Source organism: Mesorhizobium sp. M2D.F.Ca.ET.226.01.1.1 (assembly GCF_004022705.2).
GTDB lineage: Bacteria > Pseudomonadota > Alphaproteobacteria > Rhizobiales > Rhizobiaceae > Mesorhizobium.
Genome location: NZ_RZOY02000011.1, coordinates 85,836 through 108,019, shown reverse-complemented (window position 1 = coordinate 108,019; position 22,184 = coordinate 85,836). Strand labels below are relative to the sequence as shown.

The 22,184-nt window shown below is 64.3% G+C and carries 23 protein-coding genes and 1 pseudogene; 12 read left to right on the top strand and 12 right to left on the bottom strand.

Annotation, left to right across the window (positions count from 1 at the left end; translation table 11 throughout):
• Positions 1–266: 266 nt before the first annotated feature.
• The 3 genes from zapE to EN869_RS24525 all read right to left on the bottom strand — a co-directional run bounded on the left by zapE (position 267) and on the right by EN869_RS24525 (position 2,931).
• Entirely contained in the window at positions 267–1,460 is a 1,194-nt protein-coding gene (zapE, locus tag EN869_RS24535) for a cell division protein ZapE (protein WP_127229186.1), read from the bottom strand.
• Positions 1,461–1,721: 261 nt separating this feature from the next.
• A complete protein-coding gene (locus EN869_RS24530) occupies positions 1,722–2,285 on the bottom strand; it encodes a protease inhibitor Inh/omp19 family protein (RefSeq protein ID WP_127229080.1) in 564 nt (187 codons plus the stop codon).
• Positions 2,286–2,493: 208 nt separating this feature from the next.
• A complete protein-coding gene (locus EN869_RS24525) occupies positions 2,494–2,931 on the bottom strand; it encodes a VOC family protein (protein ID WP_127229081.1) in 438 nt (145 codons plus the stop codon).
• Positions 2,932–3,057: 126 nt separating this feature from the next.
• On the opposite strand from EN869_RS24525, the gene EN869_RS24520 reads away from it, so the two are divergent.
• The 8 genes from EN869_RS24520 (at position 3,058) to EN869_RS24485 (ending at position 10,573) form a co-directional block, all read left to right on the top strand.
• Positions 3,058–4,065: an MBL fold metallo-hydrolase gene (locus tag EN869_RS24520; RefSeq protein WP_127229082.1), complete on the top strand. Its 1,008-nt coding sequence runs from the start codon at positions 3,058–3,060 to the stop codon at positions 4,063–4,065.
• Between the two features lie 61 nt (positions 4,066–4,126).
• Positions 4,127–4,288 (top strand): DUF1328 family protein, encoded by a 162-nt coding sequence (locus tag EN869_RS24515; protein WP_127229083.1) that lies wholly within the window; start codon positions 4,127–4,129, stop codon positions 4,286–4,288.
• 183 nt (positions 4,289–4,471) lie between these two features.
• The gene (dapF, locus tag EN869_RS24510; protein WP_127229084.1) at positions 4,472–5,356 is read left to right on the top strand and encodes a diaminopimelate epimerase; all 885 of its coding nucleotides are present in this window, start codon (positions 4,472–4,474) and stop codon (positions 5,354–5,356) included.
• Positions 5,356–6,666 (top strand): tRNA (N(6)-L-threonylcarbamoyladenosine(37)-C(2))-methylthiotransferase MtaB, encoded by a 1,311-nt coding sequence (mtaB, locus tag EN869_RS24505; RefSeq protein ID WP_127229085.1) that lies wholly within the window; start codon positions 5,356–5,358, stop codon positions 6,664–6,666. The genes dapF and mtaB overlap by 1 nt, the downstream gene beginning before the upstream one ends.
• Before the next feature lie 15 nt (positions 6,667–6,681).
• Entirely contained in the window at positions 6,682–8,592 is a 1,911-nt protein-coding gene (gene ftsY, locus EN869_RS24500) for a signal recognition particle-docking protein FtsY (RefSeq protein ID WP_127229086.1), read from the top strand.
• 63 nt (positions 8,593–8,655) lie between these two features.
• Positions 8,656–9,315, top strand: a complete 660-nt coding sequence (locus EN869_RS24495; RefSeq protein WP_127229087.1) for a septation protein A — start codon at positions 8,656–8,658, stop codon at positions 9,313–9,315.
• Positions 9,316–9,381: 66 nt separating this feature from the next.
• Positions 9,382–10,002 carry a pyridoxamine 5'-phosphate oxidase family protein gene (locus EN869_RS24490; RefSeq protein ID WP_127229088.1) on the top strand — a complete coding sequence of 207 codons (621 nt, stop codon included), beginning with the start codon at positions 9,382–9,384 and terminating at the stop codon, positions 10,000–10,002.
• 37 nt (positions 10,003–10,039) lie between these two features.
• Entirely contained in the window at positions 10,040–10,573 is a 534-nt protein-coding gene (locus tag EN869_RS24485; protein WP_127229089.1) for an NADPH-dependent FMN reductase, read from the top strand.
• Between the two features lie 201 nt (positions 10,574–10,774).
• On the opposite strand, the gene EN869_RS24480 is transcribed toward EN869_RS24485, so the two are convergent.
• Together EN869_RS24480 and EN869_RS24475 are read right to left on the bottom strand one after the other, a co-directional pair.
• Complete coding sequence (locus EN869_RS24480) at positions 10,775–10,981, bottom strand: 4-oxalocrotonate tautomerase family protein (RefSeq protein WP_127229090.1); 207 nt, start codon at positions 10,979–10,981, stop codon at positions 10,775–10,777.
• Between the two features lie 159 nt (positions 10,982–11,140).
• Positions 11,141–12,061, bottom strand: coding sequence for an SMP-30/gluconolactonase/LRE family protein (locus EN869_RS24475; protein ID WP_127229091.1), 921 nt, complete (start codon positions 12,059–12,061; stop codon positions 11,141–11,143).
• A gap of 292 nt (positions 12,062–12,353) precedes the next feature.
• Here EN869_RS24475 and EN869_RS24470 point away from each other — a divergent pair, with 292 nt between their 5' ends.
• Positions 12,354–12,518: a hypothetical protein gene (locus EN869_RS24470; protein ID WP_224532113.1), complete on the top strand. Its 165-nt coding sequence runs from the start codon at positions 12,354–12,356 to the stop codon at positions 12,516–12,518.
• Positions 12,519–12,726: 208 nt separating this feature from the next.
• Here the strand turns inward: EN869_RS24470 and EN869_RS24465 are convergent, their stop codons facing one another.
• The 4 genes from EN869_RS24465 to ccmA form a co-directional block, all read right to left on the bottom strand.
• Positions 12,727–13,305 carry a DsbE family thiol:disulfide interchange protein gene (locus EN869_RS24465; protein WP_127229092.1) on the bottom strand — a complete coding sequence of 193 codons (579 nt, stop codon included), beginning with the start codon at positions 13,303–13,305 and terminating at the stop codon, positions 12,727–12,729.
• Positions 13,302–13,469 (bottom strand): heme exporter protein CcmD, encoded by a 168-nt coding sequence (ccmD, locus tag EN869_RS24460; protein WP_127229093.1) that lies wholly within the window; start codon positions 13,467–13,469, stop codon positions 13,302–13,304. Before ccmD ends, EN869_RS24465 begins: the two co-directional genes overlap by 4 nt.
• A 117-nt stretch (positions 13,470–13,586) precedes the next feature.
• Positions 13,587–14,252 carry a heme exporter protein CcmB gene (gene ccmB / locus EN869_RS24455; RefSeq protein WP_127229094.1) on the bottom strand — a complete coding sequence of 222 codons (666 nt, stop codon included), beginning with the start codon at positions 14,250–14,252 and terminating at the stop codon, positions 13,587–13,589.
• A gap of 211 nt (positions 14,253–14,463) precedes the next feature.
• Positions 14,464–15,072, bottom strand: coding sequence for a heme ABC exporter ATP-binding protein CcmA (gene ccmA / locus EN869_RS24445; protein WP_127229095.1), 609 nt, complete (start codon positions 15,070–15,072; stop codon positions 14,464–14,466).
• A 284-nt stretch (positions 15,073–15,356) separates the two neighbouring features.
• Here ccmA and acnA point away from each other — a divergent pair, with 284 nt between their 5' ends.
• Positions 15,357–18,047, top strand: a complete 2,691-nt coding sequence (gene acnA, locus EN869_RS24440) for an aconitate hydratase AcnA (RefSeq protein WP_127229096.1) — start codon at positions 15,357–15,359, stop codon at positions 18,045–18,047.
• Between the two features lie 72 nt (positions 18,048–18,119).
• Here acnA and EN869_RS24435 read toward each other — a convergent pair.
• A pseudogene (locus EN869_RS24435) lies at positions 18,120–18,802 on the bottom strand (ceramidase domain-containing protein).
• A 184-nt stretch (positions 18,803–18,986) separates the two neighbouring features.
• On the opposite strand from EN869_RS24435, the gene EN869_RS24430 reads away from it, so the two are divergent.
• A complete protein-coding gene (locus EN869_RS24430) occupies positions 18,987–19,811 on the top strand; it encodes a thioredoxin family protein (protein WP_127229097.1) in 825 nt (274 codons plus the stop codon).
• Positions 19,812–20,200: 389 nt separating this feature from the next.
• Positions 20,201–20,587 carry a DUF2794 domain-containing protein gene (locus EN869_RS24425; protein WP_127229098.1) on the top strand — a complete coding sequence of 129 codons (387 nt, stop codon included), beginning with the start codon at positions 20,201–20,203 and terminating at the stop codon, positions 20,585–20,587.
• Between the two features lie 116 nt (positions 20,588–20,703).
• Here EN869_RS24425 and EN869_RS24420 read toward each other — a convergent pair whose 3' ends face one another.
• Together EN869_RS24420 and EN869_RS24415 are read right to left on the bottom strand one after the other, a co-directional pair.
• Positions 20,704–21,276, bottom strand: coding sequence for a GNAT family N-acetyltransferase (locus EN869_RS24420; protein ID WP_127229099.1), 573 nt, complete (start codon positions 21,274–21,276; stop codon positions 20,704–20,706).
• 116 nt (positions 21,277–21,392) lie between these two features.
• Positions 21,393–22,133, bottom strand: a complete 741-nt coding sequence (locus tag EN869_RS24415; RefSeq protein ID WP_127229100.1) for a Bax inhibitor-1/YccA family protein — start codon at positions 22,131–22,133, stop codon at positions 21,393–21,395.
• Positions 22,134–22,184 lie beyond the last annotated feature (51 nt).

The following is a 22,184-nucleotide window of genomic DNA, read 5'->3' as shown; positions in this document are numbered from 1 at the left end:
CCGGGGAGGCCGAAAGGATGCGAAGAACCGCAAGAATTAGCCGCACCGAATAACTCCGGCCGAAGCAAAATTCAAACGATTATTTTGAGCCCAGTGTTTTCAATCGGTTAGATGCTTCGGGAGTTACGTAAACGTCAAAGTTTGTGAGCCGACTGAGGAGAATTTACACGATAAACGTCGAAATCCGAAGGCTTCATCCCGGCGATGACGCCCTTGTGACCTGGCGACGGGATACTCTGAAAAGCGGCGAGGCGGATGGCGTTGGCCTATGCCTGCCTTGCTTCGGCGGCAGGCGCCTCGTCGCGCCGTTCAGCCCAGCCGTCCAGCCAGTCGCGGCTCTGCATCTCGACCAGGCGGGAGGCGGTGCGCTCGAATTCGAACACTTCGTTGCCGCGCCTGGCGGTGTAGAGCCCTTGCGGAGGCGCCGCGGCGCTCATCACCAGCCGCATGCGATGGTCGTAGAGCGTGTCGATCAGCAGGATAAAACGCTTGGCCTCGTTGCGCTTGCCTTCGCCAAGCACCGGCACATGGTCGATGAACACGGTCGAGAAACGGTCGGCGATCGCCAGATAGTCGCGCGCGCCGAGCGCCTTTTCGCACAGATCCGCAAAGGAAAAGCGCGCCGCGTCGCCGACGGCGCGCGGCACGACCAGATGACGGCCCTTGAGCGTCAAAATGACCTCACCGGCCGGCTGGCCATGGGTCATCGCCTTCCAGGCCTCGTCCAGCGCGCGGTCGGCCGCCGCATCGTCCGGCGTGACATAGACGGGCTGGCGGTTGAGCTTTTCCTGCCGGTAGTCCTTCTCGGCATCGAGCGTCATCACTCGGGCATTGCGCTCGAGTAGCGAGATGAACGGCAGGAAGAGCTGGCGGTTTAGCCCGTCGCGATAGAGGTTCTCCGGCGCGACATTGGAGGTGGCGACCAGCACCACGCCCTCGGCGAACAGCGCCGAGAACAGCCGCGACAGGATCATCGCGTCGGCGATGTCGGTGACCGAGAATTCGTCGAAGCACAGCACCCAGGCCTCCGCGGCGAGCGCGCGTGCCACCGGCGGGATCGGATCGTCCTCCTTGACATCGCCGTTCTTGCGCGCAGCCCGATGCTTCTGGATACGATCCTGCACGTCGGCCATGAAGTCGTTGAAATGCACGCGGCGCTTGCGCCGCACCGGCAACAGCTCGAAAAACATGTCCATCAGCATGGTCTTGCCGCGACCGACGCCGCCATGGATGTAGAGGCCCCTGACCGGCTCGCGCGGCTGCCGTTTGGCCGCGAACAGCCAGCCCAGCGCGCTCGATTTCTGCGCCAGCCTTTTGGACGAGATCTCGTCGATCAACCGGTCGAGCGCGGCAACGATCTGCTCTTGTGCCGGATCGCGCGCGACCGCACCGCTTTCAACCAGATGGTCGTAGCGCTGCCTGACGGTCGCATGGGTCTGGATGCCGTCACGCAGATGCATGGGTCCGGTCATTTGCTTTTTGAGCGGCACGCTCGAGGAATGGCCAGAGTGTGTTGAGATTCAGGTCAGGCCGACTCGAAAATGGTGGTTTCCGAGAACCGGAGCGGAGCGTACTTTTCGTACGTGAGCACCGGCCTACGCCGGCCATAGCCTTAATTTGACTTCCGCGCCAGTCATAAGTGCTTCGGCCGGCGAAGGCCGGAAGCGCAGGAAGCCGCCATTTGCAGGCCGGCCTCACCTGAATATCAGCACACTCTCGCCCTACCTTGTAAGCGAGATCGGCTGCCCATTGGAAGTCTGGCCGTCGAACTTTTCGCCGCCCGAGGAATACAGCCTGGCCAGCGTGCCGCCGTTTTCGTCGTAAAGCGTCAGCTGCTTGCCGGCGACATTCCAGGACTTGATGCCGTCGATGGGCGCCGGGCAGTGCAGCGGACCGGCGCGGTAGCCGGCGCCGAACTTGGTCTGCGGCGTCGCCACCTTGCAGCTCTGCCCGGAGACATTGGCGTTCCACACTCCGGCGACGCTAGCCGCGGTGAGATCCGTTGCGCCGGCGGGCGGCGCGCCATCCGCCGGCAGCGAGGCGACCTGAGTGTTCTTCGGCGCGGTCGGGAATTGCGACGCATCGGCGGTGCCGGGAGCTGCCGGCGGCGGCAACTGGTTCTGCGTCACCGTGCCGGACGGAGCCGGCGTCAGCGGCGCCGGCTGCTGGTCATCCATCGACGAGAAGCGCGAGGTCGTGCAGCCGCTCGCAACCAGCGCGGCCAGCGATACGGCCGCAAGACCGCTCTTTGAAAAGAGGCTGGGCCTCGAAAAGGGGCGGGTCATTGAAAATTTCATCCAAACCTCCGTCGGATCCGGCCGGGGGAGCCCATCCGCGTAATCTCCGCTCCACCAAGATGGCGAAGGTGGCAGAATTTCAACCTGATATGGTTAAAATAGGGTTTTCGGAGCTGCTGTTGCAAATTTATCGCAGCCGGGGACCGGCGCCGGAGAGTCGTCGGTAGCAACCGTTTAAGCGATTGAAATATAACTATTATATTCGCGAGCTCGGCACGAACACATAGCCGTCCGGGCCGACGATGTAGCATTCGCGTAAGCCATGCAGCTTGTCGATCGAGCCGGCCAGCACGATGTGGCCGAGCGCCGCCGCCTTTTTCTCGACCATATCCGGATCGGCGCCGTAAAGGCGAAGTTCGATCCCGGCCCCGCGCGTTTCGGCGTCTGCGGTGACGCCGGTCATCGGGTTGTCGAGATAGGAATGATCGGCATGCAGCATGAAAACCGAGCCCAAAAGCTCGATCGCCGCGAAATCCTCGTCCGCATAGATGATCCGGGCGCCGAGCACGTCGCGGCAGAAGGCCTCCATCTCCGCCATGTCGGTGACCAGCAGGTTGACGCCCAGCCCAAGCGGTAGCGAGCGACCGAAATCCTCGGCCTTCATCCACGGTGTCTTGGTTCGCTTCATCGCCATGGCGGTCGTCCCCCGTCCCGCGATCCTAGATGAAGCGGGCTTCGCCCATTGGCATTCGCCAGCAAAATGCTTGCGCCAGCCAGGCGCGCCCTTATTTCAGGAAGAACCGAGCCGGCGGGAGAGAGAATGGCCGCGAGAACGAGAACCGCCAACCGCTACTATAACGGCCCCCTGAGCGATCATTTCGACGGCAGCTTGTTCTTCAACCCCGGCGGCAGGCCGCCCGGGCGCTTCGCCGATCTCCTCAAATGGCAATTTGGCGGCGGGCGGGCGAAATGGCCGGCCACCTTTCCGAGCCCTTATCCGCCGGCAAAGCCAGAGAGCCGGGTGGACGGCGGCGCGCTCAGGCTGACGATGGTCGGCCACGCCTCGCTGCTCATCCAAACCGCCGGACTGAACATCCTGACCGACCCCGTCTGGTCCGAGCGCGCCTCGCCTTTCGCCTTCGCCGGCCCGAAAAGGGTCAATGCGCCGGGGATTGCATTCGCCGACCTGCCGCCGATCGATCTCGTGTTGGCCAGCCACAATCACTATGACCATCTCGACCTCGCCACGCTGAAGCAGCTGAAGAAGAGCCACGACCCGCTGGTGATCACGCCGCTCGGCAATGACGCTGTCATCGGCCGCGCCGTGCCCGGCTTGCGGCTCGCCGTGCATGATTGGGGCGACAGGATCGATTTCGGCGCGGCCACCATCCATGTCGAACCGGTGCATCACTGGTCTGCGCGCGGCGGACGTGACCGCCGCATGGCGCTGTGGGCGGGCTTTGTCATCGAAACGGCCGCCGGCAAGATCTATTTTGCCGGCGATACCGGCTTCCATGACGGCATCAACTACCGGCTGATGGCGCAAAGGCATGGCGGCTTTCGCCTCGCAATCCTGCCGATCGGCGCCTATGAGCCGCGCTGGTTCATGGCGCCGCAGCACCAGAACCCGGACGAGGCCGTGCAGGGCATGAAGCTCTGCAACGCCGCCTTCGCCGCCGGTTGCCATTGGGGCACCTTCCACCTCACCGACGAGCCGATCGAGGAGCCGGCGCGGAAGCTGGCCGAGGCATTGGCGGCCGAAGACCTGCCGCCGGAGCGCTTTCGTGCCATGCGGCCGGCGGAGGTGTGGGACGTGCCGGGCATCTGACGAAGGAACCCTACCCGATGAAACGCGTTGGTTCACAACGCAATTTCGCTCGGAGTCTTCCATGATCAGGTGGATCATTATCCTTTTAATTGTCGCCGCCGCCGCGAGCCTGCTCGGCATGCCGGCGCTGGCCGGAGCCGCCGCCATGGGCGCGCGCGTGCTGATCGGCATAGTGCTGATCCTCTTCCTGCTGCTCGTGCTCGGCGTCTTCGCGGTAACATAGGCGCGACCACTTGGTCGTCGCGGCGTGACCCCTTGGTCGTCGCGGCGCGACCACTTGGTCGTCGCGGCAACCCTCTGGGTCGTCGCCAAGGCGCGATGTATTCGTCGTCGCACATGCGCCGGACTGGTAATTCCCGCCCGTTTCCGCCATATAGCGGCCAGACGGATTGGAATGACCGGTTAAATGGCAGGCACCGCCCCCTTCGCCAAGATGAACGGCATCGGCAACGAGATCATCGTTGCCGATATGCGCGGTCGTGCCGACAGGGTCACGCCGGCCGCGGCGATCGCGCTTAATGCCGACGCGGCGACCAAGTTCGACCAGATCATGGCGATCCATGATGCGCGAACGCCCGGCACCGCCTATTACATCGATATCCTGAATTCCGATGGATCCGGAGCCCAGGCCTGCGGCAACGGCACGCGTTGCGTCGTCCAGGCCCTGGCCGCCGAGACCGGACAGAAGACCTTCACCTTCGAGACCCGCGCCGGCATTTTGAATGCCGAGGAGCATGCCGACGGCACGATCTCGGTCGACATGGGCAAGCCGCGCTTCGGCTGGCAGGACATCCCGCTCGCCGAGGAGTTTCGCGATACCCGCATGATCGAACTGCAGATCGGCCCGATCGACGCGCCGGTGCTGCATTCGCCCTCGGCCGTGTCGATGGGCAACCCGCACGCCATCTTCTGGGTCGACAACGACGTCTGGTCCTACGAGCTCGACCGTTTCGGCCCGCTGCTCGAAAACCACCCGATCTTCCCCGAGCGCGCCAACATCACCGTGGCGCAGGTCACGTCGCCCGAGACCATGATCATCCGCACCTGGGAGCGCGGCGCCGGCCTCACCAAGGCCTGCGGTTCGGCCGCCTGCGCCGCCGTGGTTGCCGCCGCCCGCACCAAGCGCACCGGCCGCAGCGTGACGCTGATGACCCCCGGCGGCGGCGAGCTGCATGTCGAATGGCGCGACGACGATCACGTCATCCTGACCGGCGCGGCCGAATGGGAATTTTCCGGCAGCTTCGATCCATCGACCGGCGCCTGGGCCCGCGACACCGAAAGCGCCGCCTGATGTCCGCCCTTGAAAAAGGCGTGCCCAAAGGTATCGACGTCGTCACCTTCGGCTGCCGCCTCAACACTTATGAATCGGAGGCGATGCGCCGTGAGGCCGAAAGCGCCGGACTCGGCGCGCTCCACGGCGGCGCCGTCATCTTCAACACCTGCGCCGTCACCGCCGAAGCGGTGCGCCAGGCCAAGCAGGCGATCCGCAAGGCGCGCCGCGAAAACCCTGAAGCGCGCATCATCGTCACCGGCTGCGCGGCGCAGACCGAGCCACAGAATTTCGCCGCGATGGACGAGGTCGACCTCGTGCTCGGCAATGAGGAGAAGCTCAAGGCCAACTCCTACCGCGCGCTGCCCGATTTCGGCGTCAACGATACCGAGAAGGCACGCGTCAACGACATCTTTTCGGTGCGCGAGACGGCAAGCCACATGGTCGACGCCATCGAGGGCCGGGCACGCGCCTTCGTGCAGGTGCAGAATGGCTGCGACCATCGCTGCACCTTCTGCATCATCCCTTATGGACGCGGCAATTCGCGCTCCGTGCCGATGGGCGCAGTGGTCGAGCAGGTCAAGCGCCTTGCCGGCAACGGCTATGCCGAGATCGTGCTGACCGGCGTCGACATGACGAGTTTCGGCGCCGACCTGCCGGGCAGTCCGAAGCTGGGAAAACTGGTGAAGACCATTCTCAAGCAGGTGCCGGACGTTAAGCGGCTGCGGCTGTCCTCGATCGATTCCATCGAGGCCGATGACGACCTGCTCGACGCCATCGCCACCGAGCCAAGGCTGATGCCGCATCTGCATCTGTCGCTGCAATCAGGCGACGACATGATCCTGAAGCGCATGAAGCGGCGCCATCTGCGCGACCAGTCGATCCGCTTCTGCGAGGACGTGCGCAAGCTGCGCCCCGGTATCGTCTTCGGCGCCGACATCATCGCCGGCTTCCCGACCGAGACCGAGGCGATGTTCGAGAATTCGGAACGGATCGTCGAGGAATGCGGCCTGACGCATCTCCACGTCTTCCCGTTCTCGCCGCGCGAGGGCACGCCGGCGGCGCGGATGCCGCAGGTTCGCCGCGAGGTGGTGAAGCAGCGCGCCGCGAGGTTGCGCGCCGCGGGCGAGGCCGCGTATCGCCGTCACCTCGCCTCGCTCCCCGGCACGCGGCAGTCGATCCTGATCGAGCGCGACGGGCTTGGCCGCACCGAAGGGTTTACGCTGGCCGCGATCGATGCCGGCGCGGCCGGCGAGATTGTCGAAGCCATCATTATCGGCCATGACGGCGCCCGACTGATTGCGGCCCCGATTGCCGCGCAAGCCGCCTGAGAAACTGCGAGACGCATGGCTGGTTTTTTCAAGAAGATATTTTCGTTCGGCAAGAAAGAGGTCGTCGAGGAGCGCGTCGACGAGGCGGCCCCGCTGCCGCCAATCAAATGGGATCACCTGGACGCGCTGAAGCCGGAAGCCGATCAGGCCACACCCTACCCTCCCCTCGATGGGGAGGGTCGCCACGAAGTGGCGGGGCGGGGTGACGGCGCCGACGCTGGCGGCAGTCACCCCCACCCGCGAGCTGCGCTCGGGACCTCCCCCATCGAGGGGGAGGTAGGGGCCGCGCCGCAGCCGCTGCCAGAAGAGCCGAAGCCCGAACCTGTGCCGGGCATTCCGCCTGCGCCGGAGCCCATTATCCCCCCCGAGCCGGAACCGCTGCCGGAGCCTAAGCCAGAGGAAGAGCCACAACCGGCGCCCGAGAAGCCCGAGCCGCCGGCGCCCGAGGAAGTGCCGCCGGCACGGCCCGAGCCCTTGCCCGCGCCGACACCGACGCCTGAACCCGCGCCGCAGGAAGTGCCCACACCCGCGCCGGCTCAGCCGGACATCGAGCCTTCGCGTCCGGAACCGCTGCCTGATCCGGCGCCTGTGGAGGTGCCGACGCCGCCGAGCGAGGTTCCGGTCGAAACGCCGGCACCGATCGAGGTGCCGCCAGCGGAGGCACCTTTCGTAGAGCCATCCGCCGAAGCCGACGCGGAAATCGCGCCTCCCATTCGGCAGCCGGCGCCCGTCGAGCCGCAGCCGATCCATGCCGAGATCGCGCCTGAGCCCGAAGCCGCGCCAACGCCCCACCCTCCCTTTGATGGGGAGGGTCGCCACGAAGTGGCGGGGCGGGGTGACGGCGCCTACGCTGGCGCTAGTCACCCCCACCCCCGAGCTGCGCTCGGGACCTCTCCCATCGAGGGAGAGGTAGGGGCGCCGCCGCCATCCCCGTCCGCCGGCAAGGTGACAGTCGCCAAAAAGGTCGAGCAGAAGGCCGAGCCGGTAAAGCCGCCGGAGCCGGCGCCGCGACGCTCCTGGTTCCAGCGCATGCGCGACGGGCTGGCCCGCTCCTCGCGCGAGCTCACCGGCAACATTGCCGGCGTCTTCACCAAGCGCAAATTGGACGAGGACACGCTGCAGGACCTGGAGGACGTGCTGATCCGCGCCGATCTCGGCGTGGAAACGGCGCTGCGCGTCACCGATTCGCTTGCTTCCAGCCGTTATGGCCGCGACGTTTCCGACTCCGAGGTCCGCGCCGTGATGGCGGCGGAGGTGGAGAAAGTGCTGACGCCGGTGGCGAAGCCGCTCGAGCTCGACCTCAGCCACAAGCCGCATGTCATTCTGGTCGTCGGCGTCAACGGCACCGGCAAGACCACCACCATCGGCAAGCTGGCGGCAAAACTTACTGATGGCGGCCTGAAGGTGATGCTGGCCGCCGGCGACACGTTCCGCGCCGCCGCGATCGAACAGCTGAAGATCTGGGGCGAGCGCACGAAATCGCCGGTCATTGCCACCAAGCTCGGCGCCGATGCCGCGGGCCTCGCCTATGACGCCTTCGAGAAGGCGAAGGAAGCCGGCTCGGACGTTTTGATCATCGACACGGCCGGCCGGCTGCAGAACAAGACCGAGCTGATGGCGGAACTGGAAAAGATCGTGCGCGTGCTGGGCAAGCTCGATCCGGAAGCGCCGCACACCGTGCTGCAGACGGTCGACGCCACCACCGGCCAGAATGCGCTGAACCAGGTTGAGATCTTCCGCAACGTCGCCGGCGTCAACGGCTTGGTGATGACCAAGCTGGACGGCACGGCGCGCGGCGGTATTCTGGTGGCGATAGCCGCCAAGCACCGGCTGCCGGTCTATTTCATCGGCGTCGGCGAGCAGGTCGACGACCTCGAGCCGTTTTCCGCCAGTGAATTTGCGAGAGCGATCGCCGGCGTGGCGTGAACAAAGCGCGATCTTTTGAAATTGGCCCGCTTTTCGGCCAGATCATGCGCGAGAAGGGTTTTTATGAACATCATCGAACGCGACCCGTCCGATCCACGCCGCAAGCCGATGAATCCCGGCTTGAAGTTCCTGCTCGAGCTGGGTCCGGGCCTGGTGTTCTTCTTCACCACGATCCGCGGCGAATGGCTGGCCGAAAAATTCCCGGTGCTCAGCCATCTCGGCGAACCGATCCTGATCGCCACTGCCTTCTTCATGGTCGCGACCGCGCTTTCGCTCAGCGCCTCCTGGCTGCTGACGCGCAGCCTGCCGCTGATGCCGCTGGTGTCGGCGATCGTCGTCTTCGTGTTCGGCGCGCTGGCGCTCTACCTGCAGGACAAGACCTTCGCCTTCATGAAGCCGACGATCATCAACTCGCTGTTCGGCGTCACGCTGCTCGGCGGCCTGCTGTTCGGGCGGTCGCTGCTCGGCTATGTCTTCGATTCCGCCTTCCAGCTCGACACCGAAGGCTGGCGCAAGCTGACGTTCCGCTGGGGGCTGTTCTTCCTGTTCCTGGCCGTGCTCAACGAGGTGGTGTGGCGCAACTTCTCGGAAGCGACCTGGCTATATTTCAAGGTTTGGGGCACGATCCCGATCACCTTGGCCTTCACCTTCAGCCAAATGCCGCTGATCATGCGCCATTCGCTCGAGGACAAGCCGGGCAAGGAAGAGAAGGCCGGGAAGTAGGGCAATCCCAGGAAAAGTGGCTGCCGGTTTTCTGTCCGAATTGCGTCAGAACAAGAGAGGGACGGCATGGAATTCCTCACCACGCATGACGAGCTGAGGACGATCTACAAAACGCCCCGGCCGACCGACGGCTCGATCCGCAAGGAACTGAAAAGTCTCGACGGCCATTGTCGTTCCTTCATCGGCAAGAGCCCGTTCGTGCTGATCGGCTCCTCCGACGGCGCCGGCAATGCCGACGTCACACCCAAGGGCGACAAGCCCGGCTTCACCGCGATCCTCGATAACAACACCATCGCCATCCCCGACCGTCCCGGCAACAACCGGCTGGACACTCTGGAAAACATCATCCGCAATCCGTCGGTCGGGCTGCTCTTCCTGATCCCCGGCATGAACGAGACGCTGCGCGTCAATGGCGACGCCCGCATCACCGTCGACCCCACCTTGCGCGAACGCCTGGCCGTCGACGGCAAGGAGCCGCAGAGCGTCATCGTGGTGACGGTCAAGGCCGCCTATATGCACTGCGCCAAAGCCTTCATGCGCTCCGACCTGTGGAAGCCGGAGACCTGGTACGACCGCGCGACCTTGCCGACGCTCGGCCAGATCATCCGCGACCAGCTGGCATTAACCGAAAGCGCCGGCGAGATCGACCGCGAGCTGGACGACGATTACCGGCAGACCATGTGGTAGGCTTTGCGGACGACTCACTTTCGTCCGGCTCCCTCCCTTGATCGAGATCATCGCCATATCCGGCAGCCTGCGCGCCGCCTCGACCAATTCGGCCCTGATATCGGCACTGGCCGCCAATGCCCCCGACAACTGCCGCATCGAGATTTACGACGGTATTGGCCGCCTGCCGATCTTCAATCCCGACGATGAGGGCGAGCGAACGCCGCCCGAAGCGGCGCGTCTGATCGAGATGATCACCCAGGCGGACGGCGTCATCGTTTCCTGCCCGGAATATGCGCATGGCGTGCCCGGCGGCATCAAGAATGCGCTGGACTGGCTGGTGTCGCGCGACGCCGCCGTCGGCAAGCCGGCGATGCTGGTCCACGCCTCGACCCGCTCGTTCTATGCGCGGGCGGCGCTGGCCGAGGTGATGCGGACGATGTCGTTCGCGATATACGAAGAGAGGGCGCTGGAGATCGCGCTGCTGGGCAAGAGGCCTGCGGAGATGGAGGCTATCCTGGCGGAGCCGGCGAGCCGGCAGGCGATGCGCGAGGCGGTGCAGACCTTCGTGGGGTTTATACGCGGGCGGTGAGTGGCGCGTCTTCCCCTTCTCCCCTTGTGGGAGAAGGTGGATCGGCGCGCAGCGCCGAGACGGATGAAGGGTGTTCCAGCGGAGTGAGGCGTTGGTGTCTTCTGGTCGATCTGGGCTATTAACGTATCGCCAAGCTGGAGCATCCCTCATCCGACCTCGCTTCGCGAGGCCACCTTCTCCCACAAGGGGAGAAGGAAGAAGCTACCCCTTCCGCCGCGTCTCGACGTCGGTCTTGCCGACATACCAGTCGCGGGCGTTGACTTCCTCGAACACCACCCAGACGTCGTCATTGCCGAGCCCGGTGGCGTCCATAATGGCCGAAGTCACTTTCCTGGCGATGTCAGCCTTCTTGCCGGCCGGATCGGCGGCGATCACTTCCTTGACGATGCGGATGTTGACGAATGGCATGATGTCCTCCCCTTGGATTCTGCCGGTTGGCGTCAGGCGTGGGCTTGGCAATTCGCTCCGGCGAGTCGGACAGCGCCGGTTGCGGGAACCGCAGCGCGGCCGGCGCCGCCGGGATGCGCAGAAAGGCCAGCAAGGGCCAGAAAAGCGCCTCCAGCAGCCTCAATATGTCTTCGCTCCGTTGACCATCAGCCGCACTACATAGAGCGAGGTGGTGCCGGCGATGTAAAGACAGTTCAGCTTGTTGCCGCCGAACACGCAGTTGGCGGTCACTTCCGGCACTTTCACCTTGCCGATCAGCGTGCCGTCCGGGTCGTAGCAATGGATGCCGTCGGCAGCACTTGTCCAGATGCGCCCGTCGGCATCGAGCCGGAAGCCATCGAACAGGCCGGCGGTGCAGTCGGCGAACACCTTGCCGCCGGAAACCTTTTTGCCATGCTTGCCGACATTGAAGACGCGCATATGCGCCGGGTTCTTCTCGCCATGCGTGCGGCCGGTGTCGGCGACATAGAGCAGGCTTTCGTCCAGCGAGAAGGCGAGCCCGTTGGGCCGCACCATGTCGGTGATGACGGCCTCGACATCGCCCGTGTCCGGATCGACGCGATAGACGTTGCAGTTGCCGATCTCGCTCTCGGCCTTGTCGCCCTCATAGTCGGTGTCGATGCCGTAGCTCGGATCGGTGAACCAGATCGAGCCGTCGGAACGCACCACCACGTCGTTGGGCGAGTTCAGCCGCTTGCCTTTCCATTTGTCGGCGATGGTGGTGATCGAGCCATCGAATTCGGTGCGGCTGACGCGGCGGCCGGAATGCTCGCAGGTCACCAGCCGACCCTGCCGGTCCACCGTGTTGCCGTTGGAATTGCCGGACGGCTGGCGGAACACGCTGACGCTGCCATCGGTCTCGTCATAGCGCAGCATGCGGTTGTTCGGGATGTCGGACCAGACGACATAGCGGCCGGCGGCGAACCAGGCCGGCCCTTCCGCCCAGCGGCATCCGGTGAACAGCTTCTCCACCTGCGCGCTGCCGTTGAACAGGCGCGCGAAGCGCGGATCGAGAACTTCGTAATAGTCAGCGGCCGCCATGCGTTTCCTCCCGGCATCGGTTCGGGGTGGATCAAGCCAGCCCGCGACCGTTCTGGCAAGACGGCTGGCCTGCAATTTGTACGACAAAAACGGATGAGACCTGCGCGAAGTGGGGCCAATCCTGGCCGCCGTATCGCGCGTGACGCGTTAGCCCGGAATTAACCGGCTATGCGCTGGCTGCAATGGTGCATTGCAACATCTTCCTTTTGCAGCGCACAATTCCTATGTCATGCTTGCAATCGTCAGGGAGGAACAACCGGCCGCAGCAGTGCGGCATGAAAGGAACCCTGTCATGTTCGACAATCTTGTCTCCCGCGCCCGCGCCAGCATCGCCAAGCGCCGTCATTACAACCGCCTCGTCGCCGAAATCGAGAACCTGTCCAGCCGCGATCTCGCCGATCTGCGCGCCGACCGTTCCGAGATGCTCTACCAGATCCACAAGCAGATCTACGGCTGAGCTTCGACGCTTCGTCATCCTCGGGCTTGACCCGAGGATTCATGCCGTGACTTGCGAGCGCAGCAGCGGTGCAGACACGCGCGCCCACAAGCGCCAATTCTGGACCGCAGTGTTCTACGATCAACGTCACGGAATGGATCTAGGGTCTGCGCTGCGTCGCTTCGCTCCCTGCTTCGCCCTAGAATGACGAAGGAAGGGAAGGCGCACCTCAACCCGGCGCCGCCAACGCCTTTTCGATCTGCGGCAACAACAAATACCTTGTCGATTCAGGCGTCAGCGGCCCGACATGCTTGTAGGCGATCTTGCCGTCCTTGCCGATGACGAAGGTCTCCGGCACGCCGTAGACGCCCCAGTCGATCGCCGCGCGTCCAGCCGGATCGACGCCGATCGCCTGATACGGGTTGCCGAGATCGCCAAGGAAGCGGCGGGCGTTTTCCGGCTGGTCCTTGTAGTTCAGCGCCGCAAGCCTGAAACGCCTGTCCTGCGACAGGCCGAGCAGCACCGGATGCTCTTCACGGCATGGCGCGCACCAGGACGCGAACACATTGACCAGCGTCACCTTGCCGGCGAAGGACTTCGAATCCAATCCCGGCAGGCTCGATCCTTCGAGCGGCGGCAGGTTCGTCTGCGGCGCCGGCAGTCCGATCAGCGCCGAGGGGATTTCCGAGACGTCGCGACCTGACAGAAGCTGCGACAGGAATAGCCCCGCCAGCCCCAAAAATACCAAAAGCGGCAAAAGCACGAACAGGCGGCGGCGCGGCGCCGGCGCTTCGGTCCCGGTGCTCATGGCTTGGCGGCCTTATCCGAGCGCCGCCTTACCCCGGCAGCTTCCAGCGCGGCGAGCTCGCGTTTGCGCGCTCGCTGGTCGAGCAGGATCCACCCGATCAGCCCGGCCAGCACGATCGCCGTGATGGCATAGGCGGCGGTGACGAACAGGGCGTGCGCGCTCACAGCGACCGCTCCGTGCTCCTGGCCATGTCAACCGTTCCGATCATAGCTTTCCATAACCTCGCACCGGCCGCTCCGCAATTCGCCGCGGTGCCGCAGTGGGGCAACGTCTTCGTCGCCTCAGTCCGTTCCATGCCGCAACGCCAGCGCCGCCGCCAAGGGCCCGACCACGGCAAGAAACAAGGTCAGCGCGGCAAGAATGAGGAAGGGCTGCAGGAACGGGGCCGGATCGGCGATGGCGCCGTAGCTTGCCGAAACGCCGAAGATCAGCACCGGAATGGTGAGCGGCAGCACCAGCACCGAGATCAAGAGCCCGCCGCGCGGCAGCGCCACCGCCACCGCCGCACCCGCCGCGCCGATGAAGGTGATGGCCGGCGTGCCGACGAGAAGGGTCAGCGCCGTGGCGCCGATGCCCAGCGGCTCCATGTTCATGAACAGGCCGAGCAGGGGCGCCGCGACCACCAGCGGCAGCACGCTGCCGGTCCAATGCGCCAGGCATTTCGTCAGCACCGTCAGCGCCAGCATGTGACGGTCGCCGTTGAGCACCAGAAGGTCGAGCGAACCGTCCTCGCGGTCGGCCTGGAACAGCCGGTCGAGCCCGAGCAGGCAGGCGAGCAGCGCCGCGATCCACAGGATTGCCGGGCCGATGCGGGACAACAGGTTGAGGTCGGGCCCGACGCCGAACGGGATCGTGACGATGACGGCGAGGAAGAAGATAACGCCGATCAGCGCCCCGCCGCCGGCGCGGATGGAAAGGCGGATATCGCGCAGGAAGAGGGACCACATTACGTCGTGGTTCCTTTGCAAGGTTTGCGTTCCTTCGCGCCCCCCTCTGTCCTGCCGGACATCTCCCCCACAAGGGGGGAGATCAGCCGTCGCAGGCGATTTCGCCAATCACTAACGTTGGCAGGGTGAGCGGGGCGCCGAAGCTGCCAATCTCCCCACAAGTGGGGGAGATGGCCGGCAGGCCAGAGGGGGACGCCGTAGAGCACCGACATCAAAGAACCTGCCCCATCCTCAATGCCTTCGCCCCTTCCAACCCCAGCGGCAGATGCGTCGCCGCCACCACGATCCCCCCATCGTCGAGATGCCCTCGCATCAACCCGGCAAACCGCTCCTCCGAAGCCTTGTCCAGCCCCGCCGTCGGCTCGTCCAGCAGCCAGATCGGCCGCCGGCTGACCAGAAGCTTGGCGATCGACGCCCGCCGCCTCTGCCCGGTCGACAGATAGCCGAAGGGCAGATGTCCGAGACCGCCGAGCGCCACCGTCTCCAGCGCTTCCTCGACGCTCAACCCCGGCTCGCTCTGAAACGCGCGCCAGAAACCCAGATTCTCCTCAACGCTGAGCACCGTCTTCATCGCATTGAGATGGCCGAGATAGTGCGCGGCCGAGGCGACCGTCGGAAACGCCTCGCCGCCGCCCTCGACAAGCACTTTGCCTGCGGCGGCCGGCAGCAAGCCGGCGACGATCCTCAGCAGCGTCGATTTGCCGGCGCCGTTCGGCCCGGTGACGATGAGCGCCTCGCCCTTGTCGATCGCGAAGCCGATGTTGGAAAAAACCGTCTCGCCGCCGCGCTCGCCGCCCAAATTTTCGGCGATCAGCCGCATCCTTGCCCGTCCCGAAAGCATCGTTTCGCGGCCGCCGCCGCATCGCACAAATTTGCCTTTCGACTGTCTAGAACTATTCCAGGAAATTCTCTATATGCGGATCATCCGTGCCAGCGGTCGGCGCGGGAACAGAATTAGCGCCGAACCAGCGCACGCGCCGCCTTGAACGGCTCGGGTTGCTTGGGAGCGGACAGCGGAAATGGCCGTACCCGCACCTTTGCGCGTGATTGCATGCCATCGGCGTCCGTTCCCTTTCAGGCTGAACAGACAAGGACGGATCGCACGTGTCAAAATCCCTCGACAGTTTCAAATGCCGCCGCACCCTGACCGCGGGTGGCGCGGACTATGTCTATTTCGACCTCGTCGAGGCCGAGAAGAACGGCCTCGCCGGCATCGCCCAGCTGCCCTATTCGATGAAGGTGCTGCTGGAGAACCTGCTTCGCAATGAAGACGGCCGCTCGGTCACCAAAGAGAGCATCCAGGCCGTCGCCGCCTGGTTGACCGACAAGGGCACCGCCGGCGTCGAGATCGCCTATCGCCCCGCCCGTGTGCTGATGCAGGATTTTACCGGCGTTCCGGCCGTGGTCGATCTAGCCGCCATGCGCGACGGCATCAAGGCGCTCGGCGGCGATCCGGAAAAGATCAATCCGCTGGTGCCGGTCGACCTCGTCATCGACCATTCCGTCATCGTCGACGAGTTCGGCACGCCGATGGCCTTCGCCCGCAATGTCGAGCTCGAATATGAGCGCAACGAAGAGCGCTACAAATTCCTGAAATGGGGCCAGCAGGCCTTCCGCAACTTCCGCGTCGTGCCGCCCGGCACCGGCATCTGCCACCAGGTCAACCTCGAATATCTAGGACAGGTGGTGTGGACCAACAGCGAGGACGGCGAGACCACCGCCTATCCCGACACTTGCGTCGGCACCGATTCGCACACCACCATGATCAACGGCCTCGGCGTGCTCGGCTGGGGCGTCGGCGGCATCGAGGCCGAGGCGGCGATGCTCGGCCAGCCGGTCTCCATGCTTCTGCCAGAGGTGATCGGCTTCCGCCTCACCGGCAAGCTGAAGGAAGGCGTTACCGCCACCGACCTCGTCCTCACCGTCACCCAGATGCTGCGCAAGAAGGGTGTCGTCGGCAAGTTCGTCGAGTTCTTCGGCCCCGGACTTTCCAACATGACGCTGGCCGACCGCGCCACCATCGGCAACATGGCGCCCGAATATGGCGCGACCTGCGGCTTCTTCCCGGTCGACTCCGAAACCATCCGCTACCTCACCATGTCCGGCCGCGAGGAGAACCGCATCGCGCTGGTCGAGGCCTATTCGAAGGCGCAAGGCATGTGGCGTGATGCCGGCTCCGCCGATCCGGTCTTTACCGACCTGCTCGAGCTCGACCTCGGCGATGTCGTGCCGTCGATGGCCGGCCCGAAACGACCCGAGGGCCGCGTCGCCCTGCAGGACATCCCCGCGGGCTTCGCCAAGGCGATGGAGACCGAATACAAGAAGGCGGCCGAAATCTGGAAGCGCTATGCCGTGGAGGGCACCGGCTACGATCTCGGCCATGGTGATGTCGTCATCGCCGCCATCACCTCCTGCACCAACACCTCGAACCCGAGCGTGCTGATCGGCGCCGGCCTCTTGGCCCGCAACGCCAACCGGCGCGGTCTGAAGCAGAAGCCCTGGGTCAAGACCTCGCTCGCCCCCGGCAGCCAGGTGGTGGCCGAATATCTCGAGAAGTCGGGCCTGCAGAAGGAGCTCGACCAGATCGGCTTCAACCTGGTCGGCTTCGGCTGCACCACCTGCATCGGCAATTCTGGTCCGCTGCCGGCACCGATCTCGAAGACCATCAACGATAAAGGTTTGATCGCTGCCGCCGTCTTGTCCGGCAACCGCAACTTCGAAGGCCGCGTCTCGCCGGACGTGCAGGCCAACTACCTCGCCTCGCCGCCACTGGTGGTGGCGCATGCGCTGGCCGGCACGGTGACCAAGGACCTAACCACCGAGCCGCTCGGCGAGGGCAGCGATGGCAAGCCGGTCTATCTCAAGGACATCTGGCCGACCTCGGCCGAGATCCAGGAGTTCATCGAGAAGAACGTCACGCGCGAGCTGTTCGCGCGCAAATATGCCGACGTCTTCAAGGGCGACGCCTACTGGCAGAAGGTCAAGGCGCCGGAAGGCCAGACCTATGCCTGGGACGATCACTCGACCTATGTGCAGAACCCGCCCTATTTCGCCGGCATGGGCCGCGCCTTCGGCAAGGTCGGCGACATCAAGGGCGCGCGCGTGCTCGGTCTCTTCGGCGACAAGATCACCACCGACCACATCTCGCCGGCGGGTTCGATCAAGGCCGCCTCGCCGGCCGGCAAGTATCTGACCGAGCACGGCGTCGGCGTCGCCGACTTCAACCAGTACGGCACGCGGCGCGGCAACCATGAGGTGATGATGCGCGGCACCTTCGCCAACATCCGCATCCGCAACCACATGCTTGGCGAGAACGGCCGTGAGGGCGGCTACACGATCCACTACCCTTCGAAGGAGGAGATGTCGATCTACGACGCCGCGATGCAATACAAGCAGGAAGGCGTGCCGCTGGTGATCTTCGCCGGCGTCGAATACGGCAACGGCTCCTCGCGCGACTGGGCGGCCAAGGGAACGAATCTCCTTGGTGTCCGCGCGGTCATCGCCCAGTCCTTCGAGCGCATCCACCGCTCGAACCTGGTCGGCATGGGCGTCATCCCCTTCGTCTTCGAGGACGGCACCTCCTGGGCCTCGCTCAACCTCAAGGGCGATGAGCTGGTCGAGATTGACGGGCTGGACGCGATCAAGCCGCGCCAGAAGATGGTCGCCAAGGTGACCTTCGGCGACGGGACGGTGAAGAACGTGCCGATCATCTGCCGCATCGATACGCTGGACGAGCTCGACTACTTCAAGAACGGCGGCATTTTGCAGTACGTGCTGCGGGACTTGGCTGCTTAGCAGCAGCCAGCGAGTAGGGGAGTAAGGGAATAGGGCAGTAGGGAAAGTCACCCGCTGCCCGATCCTCTTCCCCTACTCCCCTACTGCCTTCTCCCCTACTCCCCTCATCTTCCCGAACCTCACCACCGCCGCCAGCAGCACGGCGAGCATCAGCCCGTTGAAGACGTGCCAGAGAAAATGCGTGCCGAGCAGGAAGTCGGCGCAGACCAGCGGATCGACCATGCGGCAGATGACCGAGACGACGAAGATCGCCGATCCGGTCAGATTGTACCAGCCGGCCCGGTTGCCACTGGCCGCCGCCCACACCCCGAAGAAGGCGAGCGCCAGGAAAGGCGGCAGATAGCTTGTGGTGCCGTTCGACGCCTGGCGCAGCCAGTCCGGCACCGCGTAGGTGACCAGCCCGGCAACGACATAGAAGGCGACGAAAACGAGGATCGCCTTGCCCCATGACATGCCGAGGAAACGGCGCAGATTGAACAGCGTGCAGGCCAGCGTGAAGCCGGCGATCGGCAGGATGTCAGCGTGCCCTTGCTGGCGAAGGTGTGGAACACGGTCGAGCCGATGCCGATCGCCACCACCCACCAGGCCAGCACTTCGGCGAAGGTGCCGGTCTTGTATCGCCGCACCTGCCAGACACCCCGCAGTCCCGCAGCAATGAAAGCCAGGTTGCTCGAAGCATTAGCCGGCTCGGCCCAAAGTCCTGAACCGGTGCGTTCGCAATAGAGATCGACTGGGGTCAGGAGAGTTTGCCACATGGTGAGGATGCTGCTCCCGAATCGAACCGCGCCGTGAAATGCAACAGCCTCTCCTATTGCGCCCTTACCTGGGGTCGCAACTGCAAAATTTCACCGCAACGTGACTTCCCGTTGACTGGCGCTTCTGCCACATATTTTAGCAATCAGAACAAGGCCGGCGTCACCGGCGGGAATTGGAAAAGTCATGGCATTTCGAGGACGATTGCGGCTTGCGGCAGTAGCGCTGGCCCTGACGGCGTTGGGCGGCGTGGGCCTTGCAGCCGAGCCCGAGAAGGCCGCGACCGGCAAGTCGCAAAGCGAAAAGCCTTTGGGCGTGGTCGAATTGTTCACCAGCCAGGGCTGCAGCTCCTGTCCGCCGGCCGACGAGTTCTTCGCCGAGCTCGCCGGCAAGGACGACATCATCGCGCTCGCCTACCACGTCAATTACTGGGATTATCTCGGCTGGCGGGACACGCTGAGTACCAAGGAAAACACCGATCGCCAGTATGACTATATGCGCGCGTTCGGCAGCCGCTCGGTCTATACGCCGCAAGCCATCATCAACGGCCGCAGTCACGTCAACGGTGCCAGCCGCAAGGAAGTCGACGGCGCGCTCGCCCGCATGGACCGGACCGGCGAGGGCATGCGTGTCGGCATCAAAGTGAGCCGCACCAGCGACCGCGTGATGATCGACGCAGGCGACGCCGGCAACGGCCCAAGCGACGCCCATGTGGTGATCGTCTATTTCGACCCGCCGCAGATGGTGCAGATCGGCCAGGGCGAGAACAGCGGCCGCAGCCTGACCTACTGGAACGCCGTCTCCGACATCCAGACCGCCGGCATGTGGCATGGCAAGGCCCAGCGCTACGAATTGCCGATGACCGAGATCGCCAAGAAGGGCGGTTGCGCAGTGCTGCTGCAGTCGGTCGGAAAGGACGGCATGCCCGGCCCGATCCTAGGCGCCGCATTTATTCGCAAGCCGGATCGTCTTAAGCTCCCCCTTCTCCCCTTGTGGGAGAAGGAAAAATAAAAAACCGGCGTCAGCTTGCTTCTGACGCCGGTCATTCAGGTTTTGGGATCGTCGCACCTGATTTTTCCAAGGAAAAACCGAGGTTGGTTCGATCCGACGCTGACCCGTGGGCGGGGGGCTTGGGGTTTACGAGCCGGTGCCGGACCGAACCGTCTCAGGCAACGCGGGTAAACTCGTTGGACATTGGGGCATGAGCGCGGATTATTTGTGGCGAGAATGTGGCGGAGCATCACCAATTCCAACATGTGTTTCGCAAACGTGACTGGACGTTTGGGAAACCGCGCGAGCCTGCGCATGCATAGCCGGCCCTCGCAATTCCTTCGCCCTTGCAATTCCATCGTGAAAGCGCGAACCTTGGCCGGCGCATGATTCAATCGAAGGATCGAGGCATGACCGATCACAGCAGCGGGACGGAGGATGGGGAAGCATCCGGAATACTGATCCCGTTGCACGAGGCGCGCAACGCACGCCTCGACCAGCCGGTGCGATTCGACCGGCGCGAGCTCGACCAGATCCTGAGGCTTTACGGGCGCATGGTGGCAGCCAATGAATGGCGCGACTACGCGATCGACCATCTCACTGATCGCGCTGTCTTTTCCGTCTTTCGCCGCGCCAGCGAAGTGCCGCTGTTCCAGATCGTCAAGGACCCGAAACTGGCGCGCCGGCAAGGCGCCTTCGCCGTCATCGCGGCCGGCGGCCGTATCCTGAAACGTGGCCAGGAACTCGGCCGCGTGCTCGGCGTGTTCGATGCCAAGCTGAGGGTCGTCGAGGCGTGATTCGGGAAAGAGGAATTGAGGAACTGAAGAATTGAAGAACTGAGGAAAAAGACTGCAGTTCCGTCAGGTCCCGAGCCCCTTTCTTCAATTCTTCAGTTCCTCATTTCCCATTTCCCTCATTTCCCTCCGAGCCTGAACCTCCGCTCCGGCAGCGAATCAGGATCCGGCGGCAGCTCGGCGCCGCCATTCAGGGACAGCTGCATGAACACCGTGTCCAGCCAGCGTCCGTGCTTGTAGCCAGATCCCTCCAGGCGTCCGGAATGGCGAAAGCCGAGCTTTTCATGCAGCCGCACCGAGGCGCTGTCGGCGTGGCCGTCGCCGATCACCGCTATGATCTGGCGAAAGCCCGCCTTGCGCGCCGTCTCGATCAGCGCCCGCATCAGCAGCGAGCCCACCCCCTGCCCCTTGGCCTCGGGCGCGACATAGACCGAATCCTCGATGACGAATCGGTAGGCGGGGCGGGGCCGGAAGGGTCCGGCATAGGCATAGCCAAGCACGACGCCATTCTTTTCCGCTGCCAGATAGGGAAAGCCGCCGGCCGCTAAGCTGTCGAATCGACTGCCCATTTCGGCGCGGCTAGGCGGATCCAGCTCGTAGCTTGCGGTGCCGTGCGCGACCGCGTCGGCATAGATTTCGGTGATTCGGTCGAGGTCGGCCGGGGTGGCGGCCCTGATCGCAATGGTGCTCATAATTTATGCAGTTCGATTTGCTGCCTCGATGAGAGCAGAGGCGCGCGCAAAAGGAAAGGGCGGCCGGTTGGCCGCCCTTTCGCAAATGTATGGTCCAACGAGACCGGGGAACCGCCTTAGCGGCGGTCGCCCATGAACTGCAGCAGGAACATGAACAGGTTGATGAAGTCGAGATAGAGCTGCAAAGCGCCCATGATCGCCTTGCGGCCGGCCACGTCGGCAACGTCGCCCTCGAAATACATCTCCTTGATCCGCTGCGTGTCGTAGGCGGTGAGGCCGGCGAAGATAAGCACGCCGATCGCCGAGATGGCGAAGGCCAGCGCCGACGAGTGCAGGAAGAAGTTGATCAGCATCGCGATCAGCAGGCCGATCACGCCCATGATCAGGAACGAGCCGAACGCCGACAGGTCGCGCCGGGTCGTGTAGCCATAGAGCGACAGGCCGCCGAAGGCAGCGGCCGTGGCGAAGAAGGTCTGGGTGATGCTGGTGCCTGTGTAGACGAGGAAGATCGTCGACAGCGACAGGCCGACAAGGCCGGCATAGACCCAGAACGTGGTCTGCGCCGCGCCTACGCTCATCGACTGGATGCGGAACGACAGGAACATCACGGCGGCGAGCGGCGCCAGGATGACGACCCAGCGGAACGCGCTGGCATAGATGAGCTGGCCGAAGGCGGTCAGCTGGCCGTCGCCGGTGATGGCGAGTTGGAACGCGCCCCAGGCGGCAAGGCCGGTGATTAAAAGGCCAAGCCCCATGAGGTTGTAGACTTTGATCATATAGGCGCGCAGGCCCTGATCGATATCGACGCGCGCGCCCGAGGCGGCGCCCGTCTGGTAGTTGCGAATGGGATCAGCCATTGGAAATCCTCTGTTGCTTCTGCCCCGTCCGGTGACAGGTCCGCCCGGGGT